The sequence below is a fragment of the Paraburkholderia phymatum STM815 genome (assembly GCF_000020045.1).
GTDB classification, from domain to species: Bacteria; Pseudomonadota; Gammaproteobacteria; order Burkholderiales; family Burkholderiaceae; genus Paraburkholderia; species Paraburkholderia phymatum.
Genome location: NC_010623.1, coordinates 1,724,830 through 1,751,219, shown reverse-complemented (window position 1 = coordinate 1,751,219; position 26,390 = coordinate 1,724,830). Strand labels below are relative to the sequence as shown.

The window sequence follows — 26,390 nt, the reverse complement described above, 5'->3', positions numbered from 1 at the left end:
GCACTTTGTACAGCGCGGCCGGCGGCACAACCTGCATCGCACGCCGCCCGCGCCTGCAGCACCGCGACCATGCGTTCGCGCACACGTTGGAACGGGCGTTGCTTGATCCGGCGAAAGCGATTGCCCTGGTGCCGACCAGCACACAGGCACACGGTCGCGACAGCATCCCGCCGCGACGTCCGCGCGGCCGATCAAGCGGACATGGAGGCTTCATGCGTCTGTCGATCCTGATCAATACATCCGACCCGACGGTCAATCACGACTATGCAGTGTTGTGGCTAGACACGATCAGCCACGCATGGACGTCGCAGGACCGTCGCGGGGTCGAGTTGCCGTCTTCGGGCGACATACGCGAGGACGGCCACATCATGTCGCTGTGCGCGCGCGGCAGCGAGCAGCCGCTCGTCACGCTGTATGGCGTGCGCGTGGACCGGCACGGCAACATGACCTCGGCGCAAGGCCAGGCGAAGTGGATCTCGCATTCGCGGCCCGAAGAGATAGCGGGCTACTGGCGGCTGCAGGCAGTCGAACGCGAAAGCTCACCTTTGTCCACGCCGCCGCGACGTTAGCCGCTTCTTTCCCGCGCCTCTTCCTTCAGCACCGCGTCCGTCTCGCGAGCAGCGCCGATCGTTTCCCTCGTGCACGAGCCCTCGATGCGCTCATGGTCGAAGTACGTGCTTTTTTCTCGAGCAAGGGCGGACTGCGCGGTCCCGCGCGCAGTGTGTTCTGTGGCCCGCGATTTTCATGCCCTGATTCGTACGCAGTGCTTCATTGTGCGGCCACCCCCGCGAACGGCCGAGATCTTTCGATTTGAGATCTTCCGCCGGCGCGGAAGACGACGAATTGCGCCGCTTGCTGGCCATCGTCGGCTGCTTTGCTAGATAAGACGCGACGCGTCAGCGCGTGTTCGCAAGCAGCGTTCCAGGCGGCGGCTTGCGGCAAGACCCTTGCGCACGCGGCACAGGGTTTGCGCAAGAGAAGGCACGGGCGGGTCGCCAGAACCGACTCGTGAAGATCCAACCCACTCCTGGAGGTTCGACCATGAAAAGCATGACGAAGAAGGTACTTGCCACTGCCCTCGTAATGGCTCTGTCCGGCGGTGTGTACGCGCAGGGTGCCGGCGCCGGCGGCGGTAACGGCGCGGGCGGCGGTTCGTCTGGCAATGGCGTCGGCGCGGGCGGCGGCAATACTGGTGGCGCAGGTGGCGTAGCGACGCCGGGCGCCAACATGAACCGCATGCAACGAGGCAACTCGAACGATAGCGGCTACGGCGCGCCTGGCACGACGGGGACGGGCGGCGGCGCGGGCACCGGTACGGGCGCGACGCCGAACAGCATGAGCCGCTCGGGCAACGGTACGACGCACCAACGCGGCACGATGCAGCAGAACGGCACGATGCAGCCCGGCACCAATCAGGGCGGTCAGTAATGGCGTGACGGTTGCGTGACTTCATAGGAGCCGGCTGTCACGCGGGCGCCCCGGCGTTCATCGGACGCGGGGGCGTTTTGCGTCCTGGTCAACAATGCGTGTACCCGGCCAATGAACTTCCGTCCCGTTGCGCGAGTCCATCGATGCACAGGCCCATGCCAATGCCATGCAGCCTGTCCCCGCTGAGACAGCCCGGAGACAAACGTGAATCAACAGACGGACCTGATCGTCGCGCGTCCCGAAGGCCTGTACTGTGCGCAAGGCGACTTCCATATCGATCCGTGGCAGCCCGTCGAGCGGGCTGTTATCACGCACGCACATGCCGACCACGCGCGCTTCGGGCATCGCCGCTATCTGGCCGCCGAACCCGGCGCGCTCGTGCTGCAAGCGAGGCTGCCGGGCATCGATCTGCACACGCTGGCGTACGGCAAGCGCATTGCGATCAATGGCGTCGACGTGTCGCTGCATCCGGCGGGACATGTGCTGGGTTCGGCACAGGTGCGCGTCGAGTATCGCGGCGAAGTGTGGGTGGCATCCGGGGACTACAAGCTCGATCCCGATCCGACCTGCGCGCCGTTCGAATCCGTGCGCTGCCATACCTTCATCACCGAATCGACCTTTGGCTTGCCGATCTACCGCTGGGATGCGCCGCAGACGGTGTTCGACGGCATCGACAGCTGGTGGCGGCACAACGCGGCGACGGGCCGCGCGTCCGTGCTCTTCTGCTATTCGTTCGGCAAAGCGCAGCACATACTGGCGGGCGTCGATGCGGGCATCGGGCCGATCTTCTGTCACGGCGCCGTCGAACCGTTGAATCGTGCGTATCGTGCGGCAGGGGTTGCGCTGCCGCATGTGCACCTGGTGAGCGACATCCCCGCGAAGAACAAAGAGGCCTTCCGGCAGGCGCTCGTAATCGCGCCGCCGTCGGCGCAAGGCAGCGCGTGGCTGCGGCGCTTCGGCGACTACAGCGACGCGTTCGCGTCGGGCTGGATGCGCTTGCGCGGCACGCGCCGGCGACGCGGCGTCGATCGCGGCTTCGTGTTGTCCGACCATGCGGACTGGCCCGGCCTGCAAACGGCGATCGCGGCGACGGGCGCGCAGCGCGTGATCGTCACGCACGGCCAGGTCGACCCGTTGGTGCGCTGGCTGCGCGAACAGGGGCTCGAAGCGGGCGCTTTTGCCACCGAGTATGGCGACGACGCGATCGAAGCCGATGTGGCAGCGGGCAACGACGCAGCAGCGCCCGCGGCATCATGAAACGCTTCGCCACGCTCTACACGGCACTCGACGCGACCACGTCGACACGCGACAAGCTCGACGCGCTGATCACCTACTTCCATGCCGCGCCGCCCGAAGACGCGGCATGGGCGTCGTATTTCCTGGCGGGCGGCAAGCCTCGCCAGTCGGTGCCGACGCGCCTGCTCACCGAGATCGCGCGTACGCACGCGGGTTTGCCGGAGTGGCTGTTCGAAGAGTCGTATCAGGCCGTCGGCGATCTCGCGGAGACCATTGCGCATGTGTTGCCGCCTGCTGCTCGCACGTCCGAACTGGGGCTCACGCAATGGATCGAAGAACGCATCCTGACACTGCGCGGTGCTTCGCCGGAAACACTGCGTGAGCGTCTCGTCGCGTACTGGAACGAACTCGACTGGAGCGGCCGCTTCCTTTTCACGAAGCTGATCGGCGGGGGCTTTCGGGTAGGTGTCGCGCGGCAGCTCGTCGTGCGCGCGCTCGCCGACGTCGCGGGCGTCGATCACAAGCTGATCGCACAGCGCATGGTCGGCTGGACGGATTCGAGCCAGCCGCCCGACGCCGCGCGCTATCTGCGTCTCATCGCGCCCGCCCCTTCGGACGATGCAAACGGCGACGCCGAAGCCGCGCTTGTGCGTCACGAAAGCGAGCGCGGCCTGCCCTTCCCGTTCTTTCTCGCACATCCGCTGCAATCCGATCCCGCGACACTCGGCGATCCGTCATCGTGGTTCGCCGAATGGAAGTGGGACGGCATACGCGCGCAAGTCGTGAAACGCGATGGCCGCGTGTGGGTGTGGTCGCGCGGCGAAGATCTGATCACGGACCGCTTTCCCGAAGTCGTCGCGTTGGGCGAAGCGCTGCCGGACGGTCATGTGCTCGACGGCGAGATTCTCGCATGGGAACCCGACGCGCTCGCGCCGCTGCCCTTCGCGAGGCTGCAACCGCGCATCACGCGCAAGTCGCTGACGAAGCGCGTGCTCGCCGAATCGCCCGCCACGTTCCTCGCCTACGACCTGCTGGAATCGCGCGGCGAGGACTTGCGCATGCGGCCGCTGCACGAACGGCGCGCGCGGCTCGACACGCTGGGCGTAACGCTCGCCGATACCCTCGCGAAAGATCTGCTGCGTGTGTCGCCCCTCGTCGATGCACACGACTGGCACGCGCTTGCCGCATTGCGCGACGAAAGCCGCGCACGCGGCGTCGAAGGATTGATGCTCAAGGAGCGCGCGTCGATGTACGGCGTCGGCCGCACCAAGGCGGCGGGCACATGGTGGAAATGGAAGATCGACCCCTATGCGATCGACGCCGTGCTGATCTACGCGCAACGCGGCCACGGGCGGCGCGCGAGCCTCTACACCGATTTCACGTTCGCCGTCTGGGACGAAGCGGACGGCGTGCGTACGCTCGTGCCCTTCGCGAAGGCCTACTCGGGCCTGACAGATGATGAGATGCGCGAAGTCGATGCGATCGTGCGCAGGACGACCGTCGAAAAATTCGGCCCGGTGCGCAGCGTCACACCGACGCTCGTGTTCGAGATCGGCTTCGAAGGCATTCAGGCGAGCCCGCGTCACAAGTCCGGCGTGGCCGTGCGCTTTCCGCGCATGCTGCGCTGGCGCACCGACAAGCATATCGACGACGCCGACACACTCGCGACGCTCAAGGGCTTCATCGACGAACGCGCACGCTGACGTCACCTTCTCTGTGCATTCTAGCCAGCGGTGTCAAGATATCGCTTTGAGCATTTCCCGACCGAGGCAAAAACATGGCTGGAGTTCGCCAGTTCAATGAAGACGATGCCTTCGCACACGCGCTAGACGTGTTCTGGCGCAAGGGCTTTCGTGCGACGTCGATGCTGGATCTCGCGGAAGCGACGGGTGTGCAGCGCGGCTCGCTGTATAACGCGTACGGCGACAAGGAAGAAATCTTCATTCGCGTGTTCGACCGGTATGCGCAACGTCTCATCGCGGACGCGCGCAAAGCGCTCGACAAGCCCGATGTACACGATGCGCTGACGTCGTTTTTCACGTTCGCAATCCGTTCGATCACGCAAGGCACACCGACGCGCGGTTGCCTGTCGACGAAAACGGCCGTCGAGATCGATCCGGACTCGCAGCGTCCGCGCGAAGCCGTGCAGGCCATGCTCGATGCGCTCGAGGCGGCCGTGCTCGCCGTTCTCGACACGAAAGAAGCACGCGCGCAATTGACGCTGCCGCCGCAGCAGGCCGCCAATCTGGTCGTCACGACGACGCGCGGCATCGCGGTGATGGAGCGCGTGTACGGCGATCCGAAAAAATTGAAGCAGACGGCGTTCGCGCTCGTCGATGCGCTGGTGCGCAAGCACTGACCAACGCATCGTTGCACCCGTTATAGGCGCATCAATCGATCCGCGTCGCACTGTACGCGGATGTGACATACGGCACGGTCGCGACTTCGCGCGATGCAAGCGCCGGCTCAGATGCAATCAGCGCGCGCACGTCGCGCTCGACTTCCGTCCATGCGATCTATCTACGCGGGGGCAAACGACCGTCGCTGTTCATCGCGTGATGCAGTGCCGCATCGCGTTCCTGCGAGCAACGGGCATCGCTCTTGCAAGGCTGTTCCACGCGCGGAGGTGGCGCCATAATGCTTCTCACACGTCAGCGCATCTCAAGCGTAGGGAGATCGGCGATGCAAGGCAGCCAGCTCACCGTGTTCGCGGCCACCACCGGGCCGCGCAAGCACCATCAGACGACTGTCGACTGGATCCTGGAAGCAGCGCGTCAGGCAGGCATTCATGGCGCAACGGTGGTCGAGGTCAGCGAATGCGTCGACCTGCGCGGTAAATATCACGCAGCGCGCTTCGTCGAACTCGCCGATCAGCCCGTCGCGATCACGCTTGCGGGAGAAAGCGCGCGTGTGGATGCGCTGCTCGACTGTCTGCGGCAAGGCGACGTGCCGCTCTTCTATACTCGCTGCGCAGTCGAATACGAGGTGTTAGGCAGCGGCGTTCCATGAAAGCGCGTAATCTTCCTGATGTCTGACGCACACGATTATCGACACGCGCATCCGTTGCGGTGCGGCGCGAATCCGGGCGACAGGAGAAACACGATGAAGACAGAGCCAAGACTCTTGCATGATGTCGGACTGTTCGATGCGGTGTTCGCTTGCATTCGGGACAAGTATCCATTCGTGCGTGCAGGCACGATGTTCGGCTGCCCGGCCGCATTCGTCGATTCGCAGCTCGCGTTTTGCGTGTACGGCAGTGGAATCGGTATCAAGCTGCCTGCCCAGCGCGCGGCGATGCTGGTGAACGCCGGCCGTGCGTTCGCCTTTCAGCCGTATGGCCGCTCGGCGATGCGCGAATGGGTCGAGATTCGCATACCGCGCGAGCGTGTCGGCGAAATCGCTTCCGTGCTGATCGAAGCGGTCGACTATGCGAGGCATCATATGAGCCATGTGAGCGGCAAGGCGCCGTCTGCTTCGGCTTCACACGCGCAACGCCGATGAGTCTGGCGATGAACGGCTGTCAATTGACCTTCTTCACCGAGCGCAGCCGCAAGCACGGTCATCTGACCGTGTGCGAATGGCTGCTGCATGAGGCGCGCGCGCTCGGCATACAGGGCGCGACTGTCGTCAGTTGCGCTCAGGGTATCGGCCATGCGGGCGCACACCATGTAGCGCACGCACTCTCGCTCGGCGACCAGCCGCAACAGATCATCCTCGCTACGACGGATGAGGAAGCGGACCGTCTACTCGACATCGTGCGCGCGGCGAACGTTCATGTGTTCTTCACCCGCGTGCCCGTGGAGTTTGGCTGGATCGGCGACGATGCAGCCGCCGGTCCGCCGAAGCACCACGGTCTGTTCAGGGGCCATTCGAGCTAGCGCTGCACGCATGGGCCGCACGCTTCACAGCGCCACCGCGCGAGAGTGGACCACTCGTGCGCGCAGCGGCGTGCGCGATCCGTCGGCGGCTGGCTCTCCGTGCAGCAAGTTGCATCGCAAATGCCGTTGCAGTTGCAACGGCATGGCATTTCGCGCACGGGCTGTGCAATAATCAGCGTTCACTTACATCGCTGGCCGCCCGTGCTGCTTGCCATCAAGGCTTTTATCGCTCCCGTCATCGTCGCCTGCGCGATGTTCATGGAGAGCGTGGACGCGAATGTCATCGTCACTGCGCTGCCCGAAATGGCGCGCGCGTTCGGCCGGGACCCCGTTACGCTGAAAATTGCCGTCACCAGTTACGTGCTGGGGCTCGGTGTGTTCATTCCCGTCTGCGGATGGCTGGCCGACCGTTTCGGCGCGCGCTCGGTGTTCCGCACTGCGATCGGCATTTTCGTGGTCGGCTCGTTGTTGTGCGCCGCGTCGACATCGCTGGCCACCTTCACCGTGGCGCGCTTCATTCAGGGCGTGGGGGGCGCGATGATGGTGCCCGTAGGGCGCATCATCATTTTCCGCGTCGTGGAGCGCTCCGACTATGTGCGCGCGATGAATTACCTGAGTGTGCCCGCGATGCTCGGGCCCGCCGCGGGACCGCTACTCGGCGGCTTCATCACGACGTATCTGCACTGGCGACTGATTTTCTTCATCAACATTCCCGTCGGCATTCTCGGCATCTGGCTGACGAACAAGTACATCAAGAACACGCGCGAGCCGCATCCTGGTCCGCTCGACTGGGCGGGCTTCATTCTATCGGCGGGTGGCGCGTCGCTGTTTCTGCTGGGGCTGTCGCTCACTGACGGCGAACTGGTGACGGTCACGACGGCGACCGTCATGACGCTGTTTGGTGCGGCAATGCTCGGCGTTTATGTGTTGTACGCGCGGCGTGTCGAGCGTCCTTTGCTCGACTTGCGGTTCTTTCGCGTGCCGACGTTTCAGGCGAGCGTGCTGGGTGGCTCGCTGTTTCGCATCGGGCTAGGCGCTGTGCCGTTCCTGCTGCCGCTCGTGCTGCAGGAAGGGCTGGGCATGAGCGCGTTCAAGTCGGGGCTGATTACGTGCGCGTCCGCATTCGGCGGCATGTTCATGCGCACGCTCGCCGCTACCGTGTTGCGGCGCTGGGGCTTTCGCACGGTGCTGATGTACAACGCGGCGTTTTCGGGTATTGCGATTGCCGCGTGCGGCGCGTTCTTCCCGGGCACACCGACATGGCTCATCTGGGTCATCGTGTTGCTGGGCGGCTTTTTTCCCGCATTGCAATTCACGAGTCTCAACTCGATGACCTATGCCGAGATCGAGAGCCGCGACGTCGGGCGCGCGACGAGTCTCGGCAGCGTCGTGCAGCAGATTTCGCTGGGCCTCGGAGTGACGGTTGCGGGCATTGTGCTTTCCATCACGCGGGCGCTGCACGGGCACGGGGCTTTGCAGTGGTCGGATTTTTGGCCTGCGTTTGTTGTTGTCGGGTTGTGTTCGGTTGCTTCCATTTCTGTTACCCGGCGGCTGGCGGCTAACGCCGGGGATGAGATCGTCAGGGGGAAACGGGAGGTGACGACCAAGGCGTCGTAGTCGCGGTTTCTTATGCGCCAACGCGGCGCGGGCGCCCTTGGTTTTTTGCGCTTTGCTTGTGGGTGATCGGGTTGCGATGAGCGCTTTTACTTGCATCCGTCAGCGAGAACATAAACGGCAGATGCGCAGCGCAAGCGCGAGCAAAACACTCAACCCGGCAATCGCGCGCCGTAGGCAAAAACCGGGCATAACGCTTGCACCGATATAATTTCCGGAATCTTTTGCGGTTTTCCAGCGCGGCAGGCGCCATCATTCGACGCCACGCGCATCCGCCAACGAGAAGGAGACTTATGAGGAAGCTAGCCGTTACCCTGTCCGTTCCGCTGCTGCTCACCGCCTGCGCGCAATATCAGGCGTCGCACAACCCCGATGCTGGCGATCCGATGAAGGACAACATGACGAGCCGCCCCGTCAGCGACGTTATCCAGTGCATGACGCAGGCCGCGGCCAAACACGACACGCCTGTCAAGGCCACGCCGATTCCGCAGGGCCAGATGCTCGACTTCGGCGACTCCAATATCGTCAAGATCCGCACCGACAACGGCGGCACCACGTTTCGCTACTACGCTGGCAAACGCAATACGTCGAACCTGTGGATCGAAGGTGCCAGCAAGGAATGCGCACCCGGGTAAGGCCTCGGGGCGCCTCGAGGCGGATCAAGAAGGTCTGAACCACGCGCCGGCGTAACTGCGTGTAACACCTTTGCGCCCGCTAGGGGCGGCCGCGGTGCCAGGTTTAAGAATCGTTTAAGTCTTGCCCCTCACGATTCGTCTTTGACACTGACCTGCGTTCTGCCCAAGGTGCCAAGGATGGACTACTACAACGACCGAAACGATCTCATGAAGCGCATCGCCGCCGGCTCACCGGCCGCACCTGCGCAGGCGGCCGCCCCGAAGGCAGCGCCGAAAAAAGCGAACCTCTTGCGCCGGCTCCTGAGCCCGCATGAAATTGCGACGCTGCTGCTCCTGCTGCATGCGCCGATGGCCGCGTTCGCCAAACCGGAAATTCCGACGCTGCAGGAAGCAGGACTCGTCGAAACCGTCGCAACGGATGCCGGCGAGGCGCATATTCGTCTGACGCCGGAAGGCAACGCGATTCTGCGCGGGCTCGGCGTCAAGTAAGCCCATTGTTCGAGGGCGACGCGTTCTGGACTCACGCCTGCCACACGGCATATCCTGCTTCGCGCAAGCCGATCGCAAGTTCGACTTCCATGTCGCGCGCGCCGTCGTACGGCATCGGATTGAACACTTCGTACAGTTCCGGCATCAGCCGCAGGCCAAAGTCGCGCACATAGCGATTTGACTGGATGCCGGCCTTGTGCCGGTCGAAGCGCACATCCGGATCCAGTCCCGTCATCCCCACATACACACACGGGCGTTCGAACCGGTAATCGGGATTCGCGTGACGAAAGCGCGCCACATTCCAGACGGTATCGTCGAGCGCGACCACGTACACGGAATACCGAAGTTTCTCGCGGCGAGCGGGCATCGTTATCCGCTGAAACAGCCCGTTAGCCGCGCGACGTACCGTGCAACAGCATCCGGTATTCGGTCGGAGTCACTCCGACGGTCGCCTTGAACTGCCGCGTGAACGCGCTGTGATCCGTGTAGCCGCAGAGCGCGGCCACATCGGTGACCTTGTCGTGCGACACGAGCAATGCCGTCGCCGCATCGAGCCGCGTCTTCAGCAGCACCTGGCGCGGCGTCAGATGAAACACCTTGTGGAAGTAACGTTCGAGCTGCGCCACCGACATATCGGCCATCGCGGCAAGCTGCTTGAGGTTGAGCGGCTGCACGTAGTTCTCTTGCAGATACTGGACCACCGTCGCGAGCCGGCTGTACGCCGGGTGGCTGCTTTCGTCAGCGCGCAGATCGCGGGAAATGCCCGCCAGCCCGACGACGCGCCCCGCCGCATCGCGCAACGGCTGCTTGCAGGTCAGGCACCAGCCGGGCTGCCGCCCCGGATACAGATGCAATTCCAGCTGATCGACCATCTGATTGCCGACGTGGATCACCGCCTTGTCCTGGGCCGTGTAGATGCGGCCGAAGCGGCTCGGAAACACGTCCTCGGCCGTCTTGCCGAGCAGCTTTTCCTTTTCCTTGAATCCGCAGCGCGACACGAGCGTGCGATTGACAAGCGCATAGCGCGCGTGCGCGTCCTTCACGAAAAACACGATGTCGGGCATTGCGTCGAACACGGGTTCGAGCAGCGCGAAATGCGACAGCATGCCGGCCAGCGACGCCTCACCCGGACCGAGCGAGTCGAGCGGGTCGAGCGCAGAAGCGAACGTGTTCATCGTGCGGGTTCCATGCATGGACTGCGAGAACGTGAAGAAGGCCGCGGCGGACATTCGCGCGGCTGATCGATTATAGGGCGGCGCGCTGCGGGTTAAAAACCGCTAGCGGCTGTTTTCGGTCGCGCGGAATCGATCAATGTGAATCTTCGGCTGTATCCGCGGCGAGCATCAGCGTGGCGATCTGTGCCGGGTGAATGGGCGGGCGGACCTGCGTCACGTCCCAGCCGAACAACGCCTGCGCCGCGCCGCCGCAGATGCGCCCCTGACACGCGCCCATGCCGCAGCGCGTGTGAAGCTTCGCATCGCGCCAGCTTCGCTGCGCGCGGACCTCGCCGATCGACACGTCTTCGCACCGACACAGCAGCGTATCGTCGGCGGGCAGTTGCAGGGCGGCGCCGCGCAACGCGAATGCGGCGCCGACGCGCGCCGCGAAACGTTGCCAGCGCGCACGTTCACGCACGAGCGTCTCGTCGGGTTCGACGCCGATCGCGCGAAGGCCCGCGATCCGCCCTTCCACCCGCGCGCGTTCCATTCCGCCGACGCCCGTGCATTCGCCCGCCGCGAACACGTTGGCGACGGACGTGCGCTGCGCATCGTCGACGGCGATCGCGCCGTCCTCGCACGTCGCGCATCCCAACGCGCGAGCGAGCGTCGTATTCGGCACGAGACCGTAGCCGCACGCGATGCGGTCGCAATCGATCGTCACGATACGTCCGTCGTCGCGTTCGACGATCGCCCGTTCGACCCGCTCTTTGCCGTGCGCCGCGCGCACGACGCTCGACGTCAAATAGCGGAACCCCGTCAAGCCGCGTGTCAGTTGCAGGGCTTGCACAAGCTTGGCGGGCGTGGCCGCAAGCGAGACGCCGAAGCGCATCACGGAGCCGAACGTCGCCTGTTCGACAACGGCCACCACGTGCGCGCCGGCAGCACGCGCGGTTGCCAGCGAAGCGAACAGCAACGGCCCGCTGCCCGCGATCACGACTCGTTCGCCGCGCACGGGCACTCCCCCTTTAATCAGCGCCTGCAAACCGCCCGCGCCCGTCACGCCGGGCAGCGTCCATCCCGCGAACGGCAACAGCCTCTCGCGCGCGCCCGTCGCAAGAATAAGACGGCCGTACCCGATGCACGCGGCGCCGTATTCCACCGATTCGACGAGCAGCCGGCCGGCATCGAGCGGCGCGACGATCCGCGCGGCACACGTGAGTGTGACGTTGCCATGCGCGGCGATGCGATGCAGCAGCGAAGACAGATCATCCGCTGGCGGATGCGCCGGGCCGTTACGCCACACCTGTCCGCCAGCGTTCGGATTGTCGTCGAGCACGGCAACGCGCCCGCCCGCCTGCGCAGCTTCGCAAGCGGCGGCGAGACCTGCCGGTCCCGCGCCCACGACCACGACGTCGAAATGCTGGTCGTTCATCGCGGCCTCGTCGTTTGCACGTGCTGGCCGTCGCGGCACAAGGTTTGACACGCGAGCACGTGCGGGCGTCCGTCGACAGTGACGCGGCATTCCTGGCACACGCCCATTCCGCACAGCGGCGCTCGCGGCCCGCCGCTTACGGAAACGCGCGTGCCCGATGACAGCGCGCCGCAGATCGCGAGCGCGGCGGCGATGGTCGCGCCGGACTCGATCTCGACGGACTGTCCGTCGATCGTCAGGCGAAGCCGTGACGAAAATGCGTCAGACATGACAGGCTCCGAATTCGAAGCGCGCGGGAAGAAATGGATCGATCGCGATGGCGGCTTCCGTGTGCGTAATCTGCGCGGCAAGCAACTGTGCGGTGCCGAGAGACGTCGTCACGCCCAGCCCTTCGTGCCCGACAGCGAGCCACACGCCCGGCGCCGCGTCACCTGCGGGGCCGATCAAGGGCATGCCATCGGGCGATGCCGCGCGAAAGCCTGTCCACGCGCGAATGCCGTTGAGCGTCGGCAACGCGGGCAGATAGCGCGCCGCACGCCGCAGCATGCGCGCGAGCACGGGCATGTCGACGGCGGAATCGGTCGTGTCGAACTGGCGCGACGAGCCGACCAGCAATTGTCCTGTGGGCCGAGGCTGCGCGTTGAACGCGACGGACGTGCCCGTCGCGTGATGCGCGCTCTTGATGTAGCCGAGTTCGAGCAGTTGATGGCGAACGAAGCCCGGGTAGCGATCGGTGATCAGCAAATGGCCTTTTTTAGGCTGCAAAGGCAAGCCCTGCACGAGTTCGCGCGCCTGCAATCCGTTCGCGACGACGACATGGGCGCCCCCGATCCGCTCGCCATTCGACAGCGTGACCTGATGTGCGTCGACACTCGCCACGTGCGTATCGGCGCGCACGTCGATGCGCGCGGCGCCCGGCGACTGCGTGAGCAGCCATTGCGCCACGGACGGCGCATACACGATGCTGTCGTGTTCGATGAGCAGACCGCCCGCCATGCCTGGCGCAAGCGACGGCTCGCCTTCATACAGCGCGCGCTCGTCTAGCAGTTCCGCCGCGACGCGCTGCGCGACGAACGCTGCCTGCATCGAGCGCGCGGCGTCGAGTTCTTCACCGTCGGCGGCGACCCAGAGCGTGCCGCAGCGCGAAAAGGCATCGCGCGTTCGCAACTGCGGTGCAAGTTCGAGCCACAAGTCGCGCGAATAGCGGCTCAACGCGAACTCCGCGGGCGAGTCGTTCATCACGACGATATGTCCCATGCCCGCCGCCGTCGCGCCGCCGCCGATGCCGCGCGCTTCGAGCACCGTCACACTCAGCCCGCGCGCCGCGAGTTCCGCCGCGCACGCCGCGCCCACGATACCCGCGCCTACGATCACGACATCGGCCGTCGAACCCGCCGTCATACCGTTCTGATGCCCCACGCGAACGGGTCGCGCTCGTCGAAACACAAGCGGCTTTCGGCCATGATGTGCGCGTGCCCCGTGATGGTCGGAATCACCGTCGCAATACCGTCCTGAATGCTGCCTTCAGCGTAGCTCGCCTCGAACACGCTGCCGATGATGCTCTCCTGACGCCACACCTTGCCGGCCGCGAGCTTGCCGTCGGCGGCGAGGCACGCAACCTTCGCGCTCGTGCCCGTGCCGCACGGCGAGCGGTCGTATGCGTTGCCTGGGCACAGCACGAAGCTGCGGCTGTCGAGGCCCGCGTGCGATCCCGGCCCGAACAGTTCGATGTGGTCAATCAGCGCGCCGTTCGCGCCCGTGATGCCCGCCGCGATCAGCGCATCGCGAATCGCCGAACTGCACTGCGTGAGTTCCGCAATGTTCGACGCTTCCAGCGAGCGCCCGTGGTCCGCCACCAGGAAGAACCAGTTGCCGCCCCACGCGATATCGCCCGTCAACGAGCCGAAGCCAGGCACGTCGATCGTCACGTCCTTGCGATGCCGGTACGCCGGCACGTTGCGCACCGATACGCTCAGGTCGTCGTTGAGTGTCGCCTCGACGATGCCGACGGGCGTATCGATCAGATGGCGGCCGGGACCGATGCGTCCCATGTGCGCGAGCGACACGACGAGACCGATCGTGCCGTGTCCGCACATGCCCAGATAGCCGACGTTGTTGAAGAAGATTACGCCGGCGGCGCACTCCTTGCGGTCCGGCTCGCAAAGCAGCGCGCCGACGACCACATCGGAGCCGCGCGGCTCGGTGACAATGCCCGCGCGCCAGTCGTCGAAGCGCGCGCGAAGCACGTCGAGCCGTTGCGCGAGCGTGCCGCCCCCCAGATCGGGGCCACCGGACACCACCAGGCGGGTAGGTTCACCGCCCGTGTGCGAATCGATCACGTTCAAGGTTTTCATGCTGCTCATGGTAGGAACGCGGCGTCGCACAGTCTTGAAGCGGCTGCGCGTGGATTGTGACGATTTCAGCATAGTCATATGGGTTCCCGGCGCCGTGGGTTTGCACGTTGGCGCCGGACCGTCCGCCTATTCCGCAGCGCCCCGCGGCCCCCGCCAAAACGACTGCATCGGGTCCATGAATGTCGGTCACATCGCACAGCGCGAACCCCATCATGGACAGCCAATGTACCCTGAATCAGGGACTCCTGTTGCACAGATACTGTGCCGAAATCGTCACGCGAAACGCGCGATTCGCGCAAGACACCCGAATATTCCCTGCTTACACTGCATCCCACTCATCACTTTCAGGAGAGCAGTCGTGGCGCATATCTGGGAAGGCGTATTGCCCGCGGTCACCACCAAATTCAACGCGGATTTCAGCATAGATCGCGCGGCCACCGCCAAAAATATCGACGCGCAGATCGAAGCAGGCGTCGATGGAATCATCGTGTGCGGCTCGCTCGGCGAGGCGTCTACGCTCGCGCTCGACGAAAAGCTGGCAGTGCTCGACGTAGCCGTCGAAGCAGCGCGCGGCCGCGTCCCCGTGCTGCTGACGATCGCGGAAAACAGCACGCTCGACGGCTGCCGGCAGGCCGAAGCGGGCGCGAAGCGCGGCGCTGCGGGCTTTATGGTGCTGCCGGGCCTGCGTTATCTGTCGGACCGGCGGGAGACGCTGAACCATTTCCGCATGGTCGCCGACGCGAGCCCGCTGCCGCTGATGATCTACAACAATCCGCTCGCATACGGCGTCGACATGACGCCCGGGATGTTCGCGGAAATCGCCGACGAGAAGAAGATCGTGGCGATCAAGGAGTCGTGCGGCGATGTGCGCCGCGTGACGGATCTGATCAACGAAGTGGGCGACCGGTACGCGATTCTGTGCGGCGTCGACAATCTGGCGATGGAAGCGATCCTGATGGGCGCGCACGGCTGGGTTGCGGGACTCGTCTGTGCGTTCCCGAACGAGACGGTCGCGATCTACAAGCTGCTGAAAGCGGGACGGCTCGAAGAGGCGCGCGTGATCTATCGCTGGTTCGCGCCGCTGCTCGCGCTCGATGTGTCGGCGAAGCTCGTGCAGAACATCAAGCTGGCGGAAGCAATCGTCGGGCTGGGCACGGAGCCCGTGCGTCCGCCGCGCCTGCCGCTCGCGGGCGACGAACGCAAGGCCGTCGAAGCACTGATCCGCCGGTCCATCGAAACGCGGCCGGAACTGCCGAAGCTCTGATTTGCGTGAAGCCGGCAACAAAAGCGGCGGCCTCGGCCGCCGCGAAAAACGCTCGCGTTGCGTGAGCGTCGACTCAGCTGCAATCAGGCCGCCTCGGCATGCGGCACGGCGACGTTCTCGTTCGAACGCAAATGCAGCAACCGGTAACCGCTCTTGTACACGGGCTGCAGACGGAAGTCGTTATGCGGCTCGATTTGCAGCAGCAGACGCAAGCGGGACACATGGCTGTCGATCGTGCGGGTCACTTCACGAAACTCGCGGCCCCAGACCATCGCGAAGATGTGATCGCGCGACAGCACACGGCCGATATTCGAAAAGAACAGCGACGCCAGCCGGTACTGCGTGCCCGACAGCTGAACGGGCGCGCCGCGCAGCGTGACAAGTTGACGACGGGTATCGAAGTGATACGGCCCGACGTCGAAGCTGTCCCTGCCGTAACGCTCCGGATACGCGCGGCGCAGCAGCGCACAGATCCGCTCGCGGAATTCCGCATGGCGCACGGGCAGCGTGACGTAATCGTCGGCACCCAGCACGAACGCACGCACGACACTCTCTTCCGCACCGTCCGCCGATGCGAACATCACGGGCATCCGCTCGCCGCCGACCGAACGCGCCGCCTTGAGCACGTCCGAGCCCGACAGGCGCAGCGCGTGCCAGTCGAGCACCAGCAGGTCGACCGTCGAGCGGGCAAGCACCTTGGAGAGCGTCAGGCCGTCGTCGTATAGAACACAACTGTGGCCGGCGTGAACGATGATTTTTTCCAGCTGCTTACCCTGCACAGGATCACGCTGAAGAATGGCGATACGCATAATGGGTCCCCGACAATTGGTCCAGGATCGCGATTCTGTTCAGGCTGCCTCCTCAAGCCCATAAGACTGGTCTGAATTTGCAAAGATTCTGCGACATTATCAATCGAGTAAAATCGCGGGCTGGCCAGAAATCGTCAGCGCGCCGCCCTACCAGGACGGGCGCGCCGTGTCCCGTGCCCTACCCTGCACCTCCCGCCCGACGAAGCCGTACTCCGCGCGCCGCGCGGCTCTTCTATCCCTACAACGACAGGCAATGCAAGCAACAGAACTGGGTAGACCACACGCCAGGGACACCGCGCACGCGCGCCCCTTGACCCGCCATGACTACAAGACGCTCAGCCTCGCCGCGCTCGGCGGCGCGCTGGAGTTCTACGACTTCATCATCTTCGTGTTCTTCGCGCCCGCGATCGGGCAACTGTTCTTCCCGCAATCGATTCCCGACTGGCTCCGCCAGTTGCAGACCTTCGGCATCTTCGCCGCCGGTTATCTCGCGCGTCCGCTGGGCGGCATCGTCATGGCGCACTTCGGCGACCTGCTCGGCCGCAAGCGCATGTTCACGCTGAGCGTGCTGCTGATGTCGCTGCCGACGCTGCTGATGGGCGTGCTGCCCACGTATGCGAGCATCGGCATCATGGCACCCGTGCTGCTGCTCCTGTTCCGCGTGATGCAGGGCGCCGCGGTCGGCGGCGAAGTGCCGGGCGCGTGGGTGTTCGTCTCCGAGCACGTGCCACAGCGTCATGTCGGCTACGCGTGCGGCACGCTGACGGCGGGCCTGACGGCGGGCATCCTGCTGGGCTCGCTGGTCGCGTCGGCGGTGAACCGCCATTTCACGCCCGCCGATATCGCCGGCTTCGCGTGGCGCATTCCGTTCCTGCTGGGCGGCGTGTTCGGCCTGTTCTCGGTGTACCTTCGCCGCTGGCTGCATGAGACGCCCGTATTCGCCGAAATGAAGCAGCGCAAGTCGCTGGCCGCGGAAATCCCGCTGAAGGCCGTGCTGCGCGATCACGGCCGCGCCGTGATCGTGTCGATGCTGCTCACGTGGATGCTGTCGGCCGCGATCGTCGTCGTGATCCTGATGACGCCGACGCTGCTGCAGAAGCACTTTCACATCGCGCCCGCGACCGCGTTGTTCGCCAACAGCGTCGCGACACTGTTCCTGACCATCGGCTGCGTGCTGGCGGGCTCGCTCGCGGGCCGCTTCGGCGCGGGCCGCACGATTTTCATCGGCTGTATCGCGCTCGGCATCACTTACTACGCGCTGTTCCAGCAACTCGCCGTCGACAGTTCGCTGCTCGTGCCGTTGTATGCCGTCGCGGGCCTGTTCGTCGGCGTGATCGGCGCGGTGCCGTTCGTGATGGTCAACGCGTTTCCGCCCGTCGTGCGCTTCTCGGGCATTTCGTTCTCGTACAACGTCGCGTACGCGGTGTTCGGCGGCCTCACGCCCATCGTCGTCTCGCTGATGCTGAAGTCGAACCCGATGGCACCCGCGCTGTATGTCGGCGCGTTGTGCGCAATCGGCGCACTGACGGCGTGCTGCGTGAAAAAAGACGCGGCGCGGTAACGCTGCTGCAGCGGCGTGCGCGGCACGCCGCTTGCCTCCTCGGGCCGTACGTCGCATCGACGTTTCAAAACGGTCCGAAACGTCGCATGGCAGGCCCGTCCTATCATCGACGCATGAATACGTCTCCTGCACCCCATTTCACGCCGGCGCTCGCGCGTATCGTCGCGACGGTCAGCATTGGCTTCGTCGTCACGCAACTCGACGTGACCATCGTCAATATCGCGCTCGCGAAGATCGGTGCGGACCTGGGCGCGAACGTCACGGGCCTGCAATGGATTGTCGATGCGTACACGCTTGCGTTCGCCGTGCTCATGCTGTCGGCGGGTGTGCTCGGCGACCGCTTCGGCGCGCGCAGAATGTTCGCCTGCGGAATCGCGCTGTTCGCGGCGGCGTCGCTCGCGTGCGGGCTCGCACCCGATGCAGCGACGCTCGTCGGTGCGCGCGCCGTGCAAGGGATGGGCGCGGCGGCGATGCTGCCGAATTCGCTTGCTCTGCTCAACGCGGCGTGCGGCCACGATCCGAAGCTGCGCGCCCGCGCGGTCGGCCTGTGGACGGCAGCGGGCGCGATTGCGATCGCTGCGGGGCCGGTGATCGGCGGACTGCTGATTGCCGCGTTCGGCTGGCGCGCGATCTTTCTCGTCAATCTGCCGATCTGCGCATTGGGGCTTGCGGCGACGTTCGCGTGGGTGCCGCTTGCGCCATCGACGGCATCGGCCGCAGACACGCCGGAACGTTCGCGGAATGACCCGGCCGCGCGCGGCATCGATCCAGCCGGTCAGCTGCTTGCAATCGTCGCGCTGACAGCTTTTACAGGCGCCGTGATCGAATGGCGTCCGCTCGGGCTCAGGCATCCGCTGGTCGGCGGCGGCTTCGTGCTCGCACTCATCGCGGCGGCCGCGTTCATCGTCGCCGAACGGCGGGTGCGCACGCCGATGCTGCCGCTCACGTTCTTCAGCAACCGCACGTTCAGCGCTGCCGTGCTGTTCGGCATCTGCGTGAATCTCACCTACTACGGCGTGGTCTTCGTGTTGAGCCTGTATCTGCAGCATGCGCGCGGCGAGACGGCGCTGCAGGCCGGCCTCGCGTTTCTGCCGCTGACAGGCGGGTTCCTCGTGTCGAACGTTGCGAGCGGCTGGGTGGTCGGGCGTTGCGGCGCGCGCGTGCCGATGATCGCCGGCGCGATGACGGCGGCGCTTGGCTACGGGCTCCTGCATTTCGTCGGTGCCGCGTCGCCGCTGTGGGCCCTGCTCGTGCCGTTCCTGCTGATTCCGTCCGGCATGGGACTCGCGGTGCCCGCGATGACTACGGCCGTGCTCGCATCCGCCGACAGGCAGCGTGCAGGCACGGCATCGGCCGTCCTCAACACAGCGCGGCAGGCGGGCGGCGCTGTCGGCGTGGCGACGTTCGGCGCGCTCGCGGGCGCCTCGGATGCGGCAGGCTCAGCAGTCGCGGCGCAAGTCGTGGCAGCCCTGCACGCGTCGACGCTGATCTCCGCGTGCATCCTGCTGTGCGCGCTCGGACTCGCATGCCTCGTGCATCCGCAAGCGCACGCTCACGACGCGTCGGAGCACAGCGCCGGAAACGCACGAAACGCACCAAACGCACCAAACGCACGAAACGCCCGCAACGGCGCGCGGCCCGCTGGCACCAGCAAATGACCCGCTTTGGACGAACAAAGCACGACACCCACGACGCAGGTGGCATCGTGGGTGTCGTGCTGTACTGCGCTGCGCGAAAAAAGGCGGCATGTATTACAGCGACGTCTCCTGAATGACGCCCGTATCGAGCGCCTTTTCGATGAGTCCATCGTTCTGCACCTTGCGAATCGCGTCCGCGACAAGCTTCTCCGGTTCTTCGATTTCCGCCTTGATCGAACTGATCAATCCGGCTGCGTCGAGGATCACCAGCGTTTCAGCCGAATCCGCCCGGCTGATGATCACGCGATGCGGCGTCGGCCCTTCGCCGATGCTTGCGCAAAACTGCATGACCGTGCCATTGATCGTTTGGTCAAAAGCTTGAATCATCGCGTGCTCCTTTTCGTCGAATTGGCTTGCCAGGTGCGGCGTGTGGAGTGCTGCACGAATGATGCCCGCTCTGGCGCAAATCCCGAAGTGGAAGGGCATGGCGCACCCTTCGCGCGGGGCGCACCTCACGCCGCTGCACGCACAATGGTCACAGGCTGCTGCCGAGTCCGCCGCGCGGCGAGCGCGCGCCGTCGATGCTGATGCGCCCCGCGCCCGTTACGAACAGCAGCAGGAAGCCGCCTGCGATGCCGACGTTCTTCCAGAAATGGATGATCATGTCGCGCTGAAGGGTTGCGTCGGTGATGTTCCAGAAGTCGTGTCCGAGCACGGCCGTCGCAATGGTGTATGCGGCCAGAAACAGGCCGAGGGGACGGATCTTGAAGCCGATCACGAGGAAGAGGCCACCCAGCACTTCGACGGCCGTCGCAATCGGTGCGGCAATCTGTACGAAGGGCACACCCTTCGATTGCAGATATCCGACGAAGCCTGCGTAGCCGAGCAGCTTCATCACGCCACCCCACAGAAAAAGCACGGCGAGCGCGAGGCGCGCAAGAAGGATTACGCCGGAATCGACGGGACGCGTCATGGATGTGGCTCCTGATTTTGGATTAAGCAGAAGACCGGGCCGCACGTCATCAGTTCCCGGGCGCTGCAGTCAGAATAAGTGCAATGTCCCGCTTTTCCAAGGCGCTCGGCATAAGCTGAATCTGACCGATACGAGTTTTATCCGCCAACACACAGGCGCTCCGTCGTGTATGTGACAACAGGCGTTGCTCACTGATTAAGCAAATTCATCGACAAGCACATGCACCGCCTTGTTATAATCCTCTCAGGAAATCGAACAAAATATAACGCGCCATCGTCTTGTTCAACATCGCGTTCAAGAGACCATCCCCATGCTTAAAACTGAACGTCTGCGCGCGCTTGCCGATGCGCTGGCCAAACAGAGCGTGATGCGCCTGCGGGACGCGGCGACGCTGTTGGGCGTATCGGAAATGACGGTGCGCCGGGACATTGCTGCAAGTCCGGAACATTTCACATATTTGGGCGGCTATATCGTCAGCGCAACGGACGTGCCGAACACCGCCGGCTACTCGCTGGAACAGGAAAAGGATCATTTCGCCCAGGCCAAGGCGGAGGCATCGGCGGTCGCGGCGAAGCTGATCGGCAACAACGAGACGTTGTTCATCGATTGCGGTACGACGCTCACGACGCTTGCGCGCCTCATTCCTAACGATCTGCACGTGACGGTGGTCTGTTACTCGCTGAATGTCGCAGAGATTTTGCGGCGCAAGCCGAATGTGCGGATGATTTTGCTTGGCGGCGTGTACGTGCCTTCCTCGGATTCGTTTTCTGGCGAAGAGAGCATCGAGGTGCTGCGGCGCATGGGGATCAACAAGGCGTTTATTTCCGCCGGCGGTGTCGATGATGCACGTGGAGTTACGTGCTGGAACTTTCACGAAGTCGCGTTGAAGCAGGCTGCCATGGCCAGTGCCGTAGAGAGCCATCTGGTTGTCGATAGCAGCAAGTTTGGTGTGGTGAAGGCTGTTCGCTTCTCCAAAGTCGAAGAGTTCACTTCCATCATTACGGAGCAGGGCCAGCGGGTGTCCAGGAAGTGACCCGCGGGGGCGTTGGCGGTTCGGTTCTGCGGGTTCGCTGGCGACCGCATGACGCCTCTGGTTCGCTAGCGCTGCCCCTATTGCAGGGCAACGCCTGAAGCCCTACGCCCCCTTCCGCTGCAAAGCAAACAAAGTCCCTGCAACAAGAATAAACGCGCCGATAATCACTTTCTGCCAGGTACTAGGCACCCCGACAAGAATAAGCACGCTATTGATCAGCGTAACGAGCACGACACCGAGCAAGGTCCCGGCCACGGTCCCGGTGCCACCGGTAATCCTGGCACCACCAAGAATCACAGCAGCGATCACGTCGAGTTCGGTCCCAACGAGATCGAACGGATTGGCAAGCCGGTTATTCGATACATGCAGAATCCCTGCAATCCCCGCCAGCATCCCCGTATAGCCAAAAACGAACAGATGGATGGCACGAAGGTTATACCCAAGCCGTTCGGCAATGGCGAGACTGCCGCCCATGGCATAGACACCACGCCCCATCATCGTGCGATTCAGCAGCCACCACGTCACCACAGCAGCCAGAACGAGAGCGATCACGGAAGCAGGCAAGACCGCCCGCAACCCGTCCGCCGTGTGATAGAAGAACAGCGGAATGCGCCCGAAGTGATCCATGCTGTGCGGAATGTTCATAAAGAACGTCGTGCCGACGAACGTCAACAACACACCGCGATACAGATACTGCGTGCCGATCGTCACGATCAGCGAAGGCGCCTTCAGTCGATGCACCAGCACGCCGTTGATCACACCAAGCACGATCCCGCCCAGCGCGCCGACAACCAATATCAGCGCAAACGGCGCATCGGGCCACCATGCGAACACGGCCTTTGTGATCGCATACATCGTCAGCGCGCCGATCGCCGTAAACGACACGTCGATGCCGCCCGACGCCAGCACGACCAGCGTGCCGAGCGCGAACAGCGACATTGTCGTCGCCGAGTGCAGCAGATCGAACAGCGTCGCGAACTGGAAGAAGCGCGGATTGATCGCACCGACGATCGCGCACATCACGACGATCAGCGCCGCAGTGAACCACTCCGGGTTGCGCGAGAGCTTCGCGCGCCATGTGGGCGGCTTCACCTCGGGCGCGATTTCGACGACGTTGGGGGTAGTCATGGTTCGGTTCATGATGGACGACATCTCATGCAGCCTCTGACAGCAGAGCGTGATACAGTTCCGCTTCGTTCAACTGGTCCGCGCGATACTGGCTCGCCACGCGGCCCTTCTTCATCATCAGAATGCGATCGCAGTTCTGCAGCAGTTCGGGCAGGTCATCGCTGATCAGAATGATGCCAATGCCGCGTTTCGACAGCTTCTGCATGATCCGATAGATGATGTCCTTCGAGCCGACATCCACGCCGACCGTCGGCCCATGCAAAATCAGCACGCGCGGATCGATCGCCAGCCAGCGTCCGATCAGCACGCGCTGCTGGTTGCCGCCCGACAGCGACTGCACTGGCTTGTCGACGCCAGGTGTTGCGATCTGCAGGTCCTTCACCGTCTGCTCGGCGAGTTCCTGCGCACGCGTGCGGTCGATCTGTCCGAAGCGGTCGCGCAAACTCGAAATCATCGCGGTGATCACGTTGTCGCGAATCGGCTTGTCGAGAAACAGCCCTTCGTTCAGGCGGTCTTCGGGCACATAGCCGATCCGGTGGTTCTTCGCATCCGACGGCGTGCGCAACACGATCGACTTGCCTTCAAGCGTCACCGACCCGCCCTCCGCGGGCGCCACACCTGCGAGCGCGCGGGCGAGTTCGTTGCGGCCGGAATCGAGCAGCCCCGTCACACCGAGAATCTCGCCGCGATGCAACGCGAACGACACATCGCGAAACTGCGTGCCGCGCGTATAGCCCTTGACGTCGAGCACGACCTCCTTGCCGACCTCGCCTTCGCGATACCGCTCGCTCGACAGATGCCGCCCCGTCATCAGTTCGCTGATCTGCGTCTTCGTGTAATCGGCGATCGGCCCTTGTGCCATCTTCTGTCCATCGCGCAGCACGATCACTTCGCCGCCGATCGCATAGCATTCGTCGAGCTTGTGGCTCACGAACAGCACGGTCACACCCTGCGCGCGCAGATTGCCGAGCACCGCGATCAGATTGTCCACTTCCTTCTGCGTGAGCGACGTGGTCGGCTCGTCCATGATGACGAACTTCGCTTCGCTCGCAATCGCGCGCGCGATCGCCACGAGTTGCCGCGTCGCGAGCGGCAATTGCTCGATCAGCGTCGCCTGGAATTCGGCATCGCCAGGCAGACCGACGGCTTCGAGCGCTTTCGCCGCCGTGCGCGCGAGCGCCTTGCGGTCGAACGTGCGTGTGAGGCGCCCGTTGTGTTCCGCCAGCTCCGACGTCAGCGCGACGTTCTCGGCGACGCTCATGTTCGGCAGCAGAGACAGATCCTGATAGACCGTCTCGATGCCCGCTGCGAGCGATTCGAGCGCCGAGAGCCGCGCATGACTCACGCCCTCGATGATCAATTCGCCTTCGTCAGGCGGTTGCGCGCCGGAGATGATCTTGATCAGCGTGCTCTTGCCGCAGCCGTTTTCGCCGAGCAGGTGATAGATCTGCCCGCGCTCGAACGACAGGCTCACGCCGCGCAACGCATGCACGCCCGTGAACCGCTTGTGTACGCCGACGACCTGCAGGAACGGCGTGGAGGAAACGTTTTGATTCATGCTGAAAAGCCGTGCTCCAGATGAAATCGATGCGTGCGAGCCTTCAATCGCAAAGCCCGCACGCCGTCATGCAACGATCAGAAGTTGTATTGCTTGTAGTTCGACTTGTCGACGTTCACCCAGCCCTGGCCGCGCACGATGACGCCCTTGCCCGGCCCTTTCTCGACCGTCACCTTCGTATAGCCCGGAATGCCGAGGTCCGCGCCGTTCTGCACGGTCTTGCCGTCGACCAGCATCTGCGCGACCTTGTTCATCGCGAGGCCAGCCAGCTTCGGGTCCCAGAACGCAATGCCGTTCACCGCGCCGCTTTCCAGGAACTTGCCGGCTTCCGTCGGCAGACCCGTGCCGTACACGCAGATCTTGCCTTGCAGGCCCGCTTCTTCGACGGCACGGCCGATGCCGATCACGTCCAGCGACGACGAGCCCTGGAAGCCCTTCAGGTCGGGATGCTTGCGCAGCACTTCCTTCGCGACTTCATAGGCCTTCTCGCCGTCGTTGTTCGTTTCGAGCTTCGGCTCGACGAGATTCATCTTCGCGTACTTTGCCTTTGCGTTGTTAATGCCGCCATCGGCCCATTGCACCTGCGAGCGGCTGCCGAGCGAGCCGACCAGCACGGCCCACTTGCCGTCCTGATGCATGCACGATGCAAGCCGCTCGTTCAGGCCCGCGCCATACGCAGAGTTATCGAACGCCTCGATGTCGACCATCGTGTTCTTCGCGTTGTCCGCTTCATGCGTGACGACCTTGATGCCGCGATCCATCGCTTTCTTCAGCGCGGGTTCGAGCGTCGGCGGATCGTACGGAACGACGGCAATGGCCGTCACTTTCTTCGCGATCAGATCTTCGATGATCTTCAGCTGCTGCGCGGCGTCGGCACGCCCCGGGCCAGTCTGATACGCCTGCACGCCGGGATTGTCCTTCGCGAACTCCTTGACGCCTTCGTCCATCCGGTTGAACCAGTTGATGCCCGTCACCTTGACGACCGTTACGATCGTTTCGTTGGTGGCGGCCTGCGCAGCGGCGATCACGCCAAGCGCGAGGGCGCCCGTTGCGAGGGCAGCGCTCAGTCGGGTCAGTTTCATGTGTGCGTCTCCTTTGCCTTTGGTCGTTTGGTGTCGCCCCTTCATGGCACGTCGCGGAAATCCAGGGCTCCGATGTCCGCTAAAACCGTTGATACCGCGCTAGCGCCTCTGATTCGGCTGCGCGAAACCGAAGATCGCGCGCACTCGCTCGCCGCCCGCGAACGCGAGCGACAGCAGCAGCAGGAAACCCCACGCGCAATCGCCGAAGAACTGAGACACGCCGAGCAGATTGAAGAAGCTCGACAGGAACTGCAGCACCGTCGCAGCGAAAAACACGCACACGATGCGGCCATATCCGCCCGCCGGATTCACGCCGCCCATCACGGCAATCAGGATCGCGATCAGCAGATACGAATTGCCGTAGTCCCACTTCGCGCTCGACGTATGCGTGACGCTGATCAGCCCCGCGAGCGACGCGAGGATGCCGCACATCGTGTACGTGAGAATCAGCATCCGCGTGCGCGGAATGCCCGTGTAGAACGCCGCTTTCGGATTCGTGCCCATCAGATACAGCCGCAAACCGAACGGGCTTCGCCGCAGCAGCCAGCCGAGCACGACGACGGCCGCGATGAAGATGACGAATGCGACGGGCACCTGGAACCACGTGCCATTGCCGATATCGGAGAGCGGCTCGACATAGTCGACATGCACCGACGCGCCGTTGCTGAGCACGACGGCGCAGCCGGTGAACAGCAATTGCGTGCCGAGCGTGCAGAGAATCGGCGTCAGGCGCAGACGGGCGATCACGACGCCGTTGATGAAGCCGCCGATCGCGCCCATGCAGACGACGATCGCGCAGAACACCGACGTATAGAGCATCGGCGAATCGTCGCCGCTGATGAACTTCGGCACGATCAGCGCCGCAACCATGCCCGACAGGTTCGCGAGTCCGACGCCGGAGAGATCGATGCCGCCGTTGCCCGACACCATCGACAGCATGATGCCGAGCGCGAGCAGCCCGAGTTCGGGCAATTGCCCGCCCATCGACTGGAGGTTGTCGAGGGAAACGAACTGGCCGTGCGAAATCCATGTCGCGACCAGCACGACGAGCACGTTGACGGCGAGCAGAAAGTTCAGTTGCCGGTCGTGAAAGAGACGGGCGGAAAGCGAGGACTTCAT

Annotated in this window: 28 protein-coding genes; 15 read left to right on the top strand and 13 right to left on the bottom strand. The window is 64.1% G+C overall.

The window, feature by feature from the left end; all coding sequences use genetic code 11:
- Positions 1-212: 212 nt before the first annotated feature.
- The 11 genes from BPHY_RS23535 to BPHY_RS23485 all read left to right on the top strand — a co-directional run bounded on the left by BPHY_RS23535 (position 213) and on the right by BPHY_RS23485 (position 9,280).
- Entirely contained in the window at positions 213-569 is a 357-nt protein-coding gene (locus BPHY_RS23535; protein ID WP_012403963.1) for a DUF3564 domain-containing protein, read from the top strand.
- Between the two features lie 472 nt (positions 570-1,041).
- Entirely contained in the window at positions 1,042-1,428 is a 387-nt protein-coding gene (locus BPHY_RS23530; protein WP_012403962.1) for a hypothetical protein, read from the top strand.
- Positions 1,429-1,632: 204 nt separating this feature from the next.
- On the top strand, positions 1,633-2,685 hold the full coding sequence (locus tag BPHY_RS23525; protein ID WP_012403961.1) for a ligase-associated DNA damage response exonuclease: 1,053 nt from the start codon (positions 1,633-1,635) through the stop codon (positions 2,683-2,685).
- The gene (locus BPHY_RS23520) at positions 2,682-4,367 is read left to right on the top strand and encodes an ATP-dependent DNA ligase (RefSeq protein WP_012403960.1); all 1,686 of its coding nucleotides are present in this window, start codon (positions 2,682-2,684) and stop codon (positions 4,365-4,367) included. Before BPHY_RS23525 ends, BPHY_RS23520 begins: the two co-directional genes overlap by 4 nt.
- 74 nt (positions 4,368-4,441) lie before the next feature.
- A complete protein-coding gene (locus BPHY_RS23515; protein ID WP_012403959.1) occupies positions 4,442-5,023 on the top strand; it encodes a TetR/AcrR family transcriptional regulator in 582 nt (193 codons plus the stop codon).
- A 323-nt stretch (positions 5,024-5,346) separates the two neighbouring features.
- Complete coding sequence (locus BPHY_RS23510) at positions 5,347-5,673, top strand: DUF190 domain-containing protein (protein ID WP_041764597.1); 327 nt, start codon at positions 5,347-5,349, stop codon at positions 5,671-5,673.
- 93 nt (positions 5,674-5,766) lie between these two features.
- Positions 5,767-6,165, top strand: coding sequence for a hypothetical protein (locus BPHY_RS23505; protein ID WP_041764595.1), 399 nt, complete (start codon positions 5,767-5,769; stop codon positions 6,163-6,165).
- 8 nt (positions 6,166-6,173) lie between these two features.
- Positions 6,174-6,542, top strand: coding sequence for a DUF190 domain-containing protein (locus BPHY_RS23500; protein WP_012403956.1), 369 nt, complete (start codon positions 6,174-6,176; stop codon positions 6,540-6,542).
- A gap of 252 nt (positions 6,543-6,794) precedes the next feature.
- Complete coding sequence (locus BPHY_RS23495; RefSeq protein ID WP_407671277.1) at positions 6,795-8,159, top strand: MFS transporter; 1,365 nt, start codon at positions 6,795-6,797, stop codon at positions 8,157-8,159.
- Positions 8,160-8,449: 290 nt separating this feature from the next.
- On the top strand, positions 8,450-8,791 hold the full coding sequence (locus BPHY_RS23490; protein ID WP_012403954.1) for a hypothetical protein: 342 nt from the start codon (positions 8,450-8,452) through the stop codon (positions 8,789-8,791).
- A 207-nt stretch (positions 8,792-8,998) separates the two neighbouring features.
- A complete protein-coding gene (locus BPHY_RS23485; RefSeq protein ID WP_407671276.1) occupies positions 8,999-9,280 on the top strand; it encodes a hypothetical protein in 282 nt (93 codons plus the stop codon).
- 31 nt (positions 9,281-9,311) lie between these two features.
- On the opposite strand, the gene BPHY_RS23480 is transcribed toward BPHY_RS23485, so the two are convergent.
- The 6 genes from BPHY_RS23480 to BPHY_RS23455 all read right to left on the bottom strand — a co-directional run bounded on the left by BPHY_RS23480 (position 9,312) and on the right by BPHY_RS23455 (position 14,235).
- Positions 9,312-9,647, bottom strand: coding sequence for a hypothetical protein (locus BPHY_RS23480; RefSeq protein ID WP_012403952.1), 336 nt, complete (start codon positions 9,645-9,647; stop codon positions 9,312-9,314).
- A 22-nt stretch (positions 9,648-9,669) separates the two neighbouring features.
- A complete protein-coding gene (locus BPHY_RS23475; protein WP_041765288.1) occupies positions 9,670-10,455 on the bottom strand; it encodes an AraC family transcriptional regulator in 786 nt (261 codons plus the stop codon).
- A gap of 133 nt (positions 10,456-10,588) precedes the next feature.
- The gene (locus tag BPHY_RS23470; RefSeq protein ID WP_012403950.1) at positions 10,589-11,872 is read right to left on the bottom strand and encodes an FAD-dependent oxidoreductase; all 1,284 of its coding nucleotides are present in this window, start codon (positions 11,870-11,872) and stop codon (positions 10,589-10,591) included.
- The gene (locus BPHY_RS23465) at positions 11,869-12,141 is read right to left on the bottom strand and encodes a (2Fe-2S)-binding protein (protein ID WP_012403949.1); all 273 of its coding nucleotides are present in this window, start codon (positions 12,139-12,141) and stop codon (positions 11,869-11,871) included. The genes BPHY_RS23470 and BPHY_RS23465 overlap by 4 nt, the downstream gene beginning before the upstream one ends.
- A complete protein-coding gene (locus tag BPHY_RS23460) occupies positions 12,134-13,273 on the bottom strand; it encodes an NAD(P)/FAD-dependent oxidoreductase (protein WP_012403948.1) in 1,140 nt (379 codons plus the stop codon). Before BPHY_RS23460 ends, BPHY_RS23465 begins: the two co-directional genes overlap by 8 nt.
- Positions 13,270-14,235, bottom strand: coding sequence for a 4-hydroxyproline epimerase (locus BPHY_RS23455; RefSeq protein ID WP_041764593.1), 966 nt, complete (start codon positions 14,233-14,235; stop codon positions 13,270-13,272). Before BPHY_RS23455 ends, BPHY_RS23460 begins: the two co-directional genes overlap by 4 nt.
- Positions 14,236-14,584: 349 nt before the next feature.
- Here BPHY_RS23455 and BPHY_RS23450 point away from each other — a divergent pair, with 349 nt between their 5' ends.
- A complete protein-coding gene (locus tag BPHY_RS23450) occupies positions 14,585-15,490 on the top strand; it encodes a dihydrodipicolinate synthase family protein (RefSeq protein WP_012403946.1) in 906 nt (301 codons plus the stop codon).
- An 83-nt stretch (positions 15,491-15,573) separates the two neighbouring features.
- Here the strand turns inward: BPHY_RS23450 and BPHY_RS23445 are convergent, their stop codons facing one another.
- Positions 15,574-16,299: a response regulator transcription factor gene (locus tag BPHY_RS23445; RefSeq protein WP_012403945.1), complete on the bottom strand. Its 726-nt coding sequence runs from the start codon at positions 16,297-16,299 to the stop codon at positions 15,574-15,576.
- A gap of 253 nt (positions 16,300-16,552) precedes the next feature.
- Here BPHY_RS23445 and BPHY_RS23440 point away from each other — a divergent pair, with 253 nt between their 5' ends.
- Both BPHY_RS23440 and BPHY_RS23435 read left to right on the top strand, forming a co-directional pair.
- On the top strand, positions 16,553-17,860 hold the full coding sequence (locus tag BPHY_RS23440; RefSeq protein WP_012403944.1) for an MFS transporter: 1,308 nt from the start codon (positions 16,553-16,555) through the stop codon (positions 17,858-17,860).
- Between the two features lie 86 nt (positions 17,861-17,946).
- Entirely contained in the window at positions 17,947-19,518 is a 1,572-nt protein-coding gene (locus BPHY_RS23435) for an MFS transporter (RefSeq protein ID WP_012403943.1), read from the top strand.
- A gap of 93 nt (positions 19,519-19,611) precedes the next feature.
- Here the strand turns inward: BPHY_RS23435 and BPHY_RS23430 are convergent, their stop codons facing one another.
- Both BPHY_RS23430 and BPHY_RS23425 read right to left on the bottom strand, forming a co-directional pair.
- Positions 19,612-19,884 carry a hypothetical protein gene (locus BPHY_RS23430; RefSeq protein ID WP_041765284.1) on the bottom strand — a complete coding sequence of 91 codons (273 nt, stop codon included), beginning with the start codon at positions 19,882-19,884 and terminating at the stop codon, positions 19,612-19,614.
- 148 nt (positions 19,885-20,032) lie between these two features.
- A complete protein-coding gene (locus tag BPHY_RS23425) occupies positions 20,033-20,470 on the bottom strand; it encodes a DoxX family protein (protein ID WP_012403941.1) in 438 nt (145 codons plus the stop codon).
- A gap of 310 nt (positions 20,471-20,780) precedes the next feature.
- On the opposite strand from BPHY_RS23425, the gene BPHY_RS23420 reads away from it, so the two are divergent.
- On the top strand, positions 20,781-21,503 hold the full coding sequence (locus BPHY_RS23420; RefSeq protein WP_012403940.1) for a DeoR/GlpR family DNA-binding transcription regulator: 723 nt from the start codon (positions 20,781-20,783) through the stop codon (positions 21,501-21,503).
- A gap of 102 nt (positions 21,504-21,605) precedes the next feature.
- Here the strand turns inward: BPHY_RS23420 and BPHY_RS23415 are convergent, their stop codons facing one another.
- The 4 genes from BPHY_RS23415 to BPHY_RS23400 all read right to left on the bottom strand — a co-directional run bounded on the left by BPHY_RS23415 (position 21,606) and on the right by BPHY_RS23400 (position 26,390).
- Entirely contained in the window at positions 21,606-22,655 is a 1,050-nt protein-coding gene (locus BPHY_RS23415; protein ID WP_012403939.1) for an ABC transporter permease, read from the bottom strand.
- Between the two features lies 1 nt (position 22,656).
- On the bottom strand, positions 22,657-24,189 hold the full coding sequence (locus tag BPHY_RS23410) for a sugar ABC transporter ATP-binding protein (RefSeq protein WP_012403938.1): 1,533 nt from the start codon (positions 24,187-24,189) through the stop codon (positions 22,657-22,659).
- A 77-nt stretch (positions 24,190-24,266) separates the two neighbouring features.
- Positions 24,267-25,271 carry an autoinducer 2 ABC transporter substrate-binding protein gene (locus tag BPHY_RS23405; protein WP_012403937.1) on the bottom strand — a complete coding sequence of 335 codons (1,005 nt, stop codon included), beginning with the start codon at positions 25,269-25,271 and terminating at the stop codon, positions 24,267-24,269.
- A gap of 99 nt (positions 25,272-25,370) precedes the next feature.
- Positions 25,371-26,390 (bottom strand): ABC transporter permease, encoded by a 1,020-nt coding sequence (locus BPHY_RS23400; protein WP_012403936.1) that lies wholly within the window; start codon positions 26,388-26,390, stop codon positions 25,371-25,373.

Coding starts and splice junctions, on each gene's coding strand:
- BPHY_RS23515 (WP_012403959.1), top strand. CDS start 4,442: ATGGCTGGAGTTCGCCAGTTCAATGAAGACGATGCCTTCGCACACGCG.
- BPHY_RS23530 (WP_012403962.1), top strand. CDS start 1,042: ATGAAAAGCATGACGAAGAAGGTACTTGCCACTGCCCTCGTAATGGCT.
- BPHY_RS23425 (WP_012403941.1), bottom strand. CDS start 20,470: ATGACGCGTCCCGTCGATTCCGGCGTAATCCTTCTTGCGCGCCTCGCG.
- BPHY_RS23485 (WP_407671276.1), top strand. CDS start 8,999: ATGAAGCGCATCGCCGCCGGCTCACCGGCCGCACCTGCGCAGGCGGCC.
- BPHY_RS23460 (WP_012403948.1), bottom strand. CDS start 13,273: ATGACGGCGGGTTCGACGGCCGATGTCGTGATCGTAGGCGCGGGTATC.
- BPHY_RS23405 (WP_012403937.1), bottom strand. CDS start 25,271: ATGAAACTGACCCGACTGAGCGCTGCCCTCGCAACGGGCGCCCTCGCG.
- BPHY_RS23415 (WP_012403939.1), bottom strand. CDS start 22,655: ATGTCGTCCATCATGAACCGAACCATGACTACCCCCAACGTCGTCGAA.
- BPHY_RS23510 (WP_041764597.1), top strand. CDS start 5,347: ATGCAAGGCAGCCAGCTCACCGTGTTCGCGGCCACCACCGGGCCGCGC.
- BPHY_RS23445 (WP_012403945.1), bottom strand. CDS start 16,299: ATGCGTATCGCCATTCTTCAGCGTGATCCTGTGCAGGGTAAGCAGCTG.
- BPHY_RS23480 (WP_012403952.1), bottom strand. CDS start 9,647: ATGCCCGCTCGCCGCGAGAAACTTCGGTATTCCGTGTACGTGGTCGCG.
- BPHY_RS23435 (WP_012403943.1), top strand. CDS start 17,947: ATGGCAGGCCCGTCCTATCATCGACGCATGAATACGTCTCCTGCACCC.
- BPHY_RS23410 (WP_012403938.1), bottom strand. CDS start 24,189: ATGAATCAAAACGTTTCCTCCACGCCGTTCCTGCAGGTCGTCGGCGTA.
- BPHY_RS23495 (WP_407671277.1), top strand. CDS start 6,795: ATGTTCATGGAGAGCGTGGACGCGAATGTCATCGTCACTGCGCTGCCC.
- BPHY_RS23475 (WP_041765288.1), bottom strand. CDS start 10,455: ATGAACACGTTCGCTTCTGCGCTCGACCCGCTCGACTCGCTCGGTCCG.
- BPHY_RS23430 (WP_041765284.1), bottom strand. CDS start 19,884: ATGATTCAAGCTTTTGACCAAACGATCAATGGCACGGTCATGCAGTTT.
- BPHY_RS23440 (WP_012403944.1), top strand. CDS start 16,553: ATGCAAGCAACAGAACTGGGTAGACCACACGCCAGGGACACCGCGCAC.
- BPHY_RS23500 (WP_012403956.1), top strand. CDS start 6,174: ATGAACGGCTGTCAATTGACCTTCTTCACCGAGCGCAGCCGCAAGCAC.
- BPHY_RS23465 (WP_012403949.1), bottom strand. CDS start 12,141: ATGTCTGACGCATTTTCGTCACGGCTTCGCCTGACGATCGACGGACAG.
- BPHY_RS23400 (WP_012403936.1), bottom strand. CDS start 26,390: ATGAAGTCCTCGCTTTCCGCCCGTCTCTTTCACGACCGGCAACTGAAC.
- BPHY_RS23455 (WP_041764593.1), bottom strand. CDS start 14,235: ATGAGCAGCATGAAAACCTTGAACGTGATCGATTCGCACACGGGCGGT.
- BPHY_RS23535 (WP_012403963.1), top strand. CDS start 213: ATGCGTCTGTCGATCCTGATCAATACATCCGACCCGACGGTCAATCAC.
- BPHY_RS23505 (WP_041764595.1), top strand. CDS start 5,767: ATGAAGACAGAGCCAAGACTCTTGCATGATGTCGGACTGTTCGATGCG.
- BPHY_RS23490 (WP_012403954.1), top strand. CDS start 8,450: ATGAGGAAGCTAGCCGTTACCCTGTCCGTTCCGCTGCTGCTCACCGCC.
- BPHY_RS23420 (WP_012403940.1), top strand. CDS start 20,781: ATGCTTAAAACTGAACGTCTGCGCGCGCTTGCCGATGCGCTGGCCAAA.
- BPHY_RS23470 (WP_012403950.1), bottom strand. CDS start 11,872: ATGAACGACCAGCATTTCGACGTCGTGGTCGTGGGCGCGGGACCGGCA.
- BPHY_RS23520 (WP_012403960.1), top strand. CDS start 2,682: ATGAAACGCTTCGCCACGCTCTACACGGCACTCGACGCGACCACGTCG.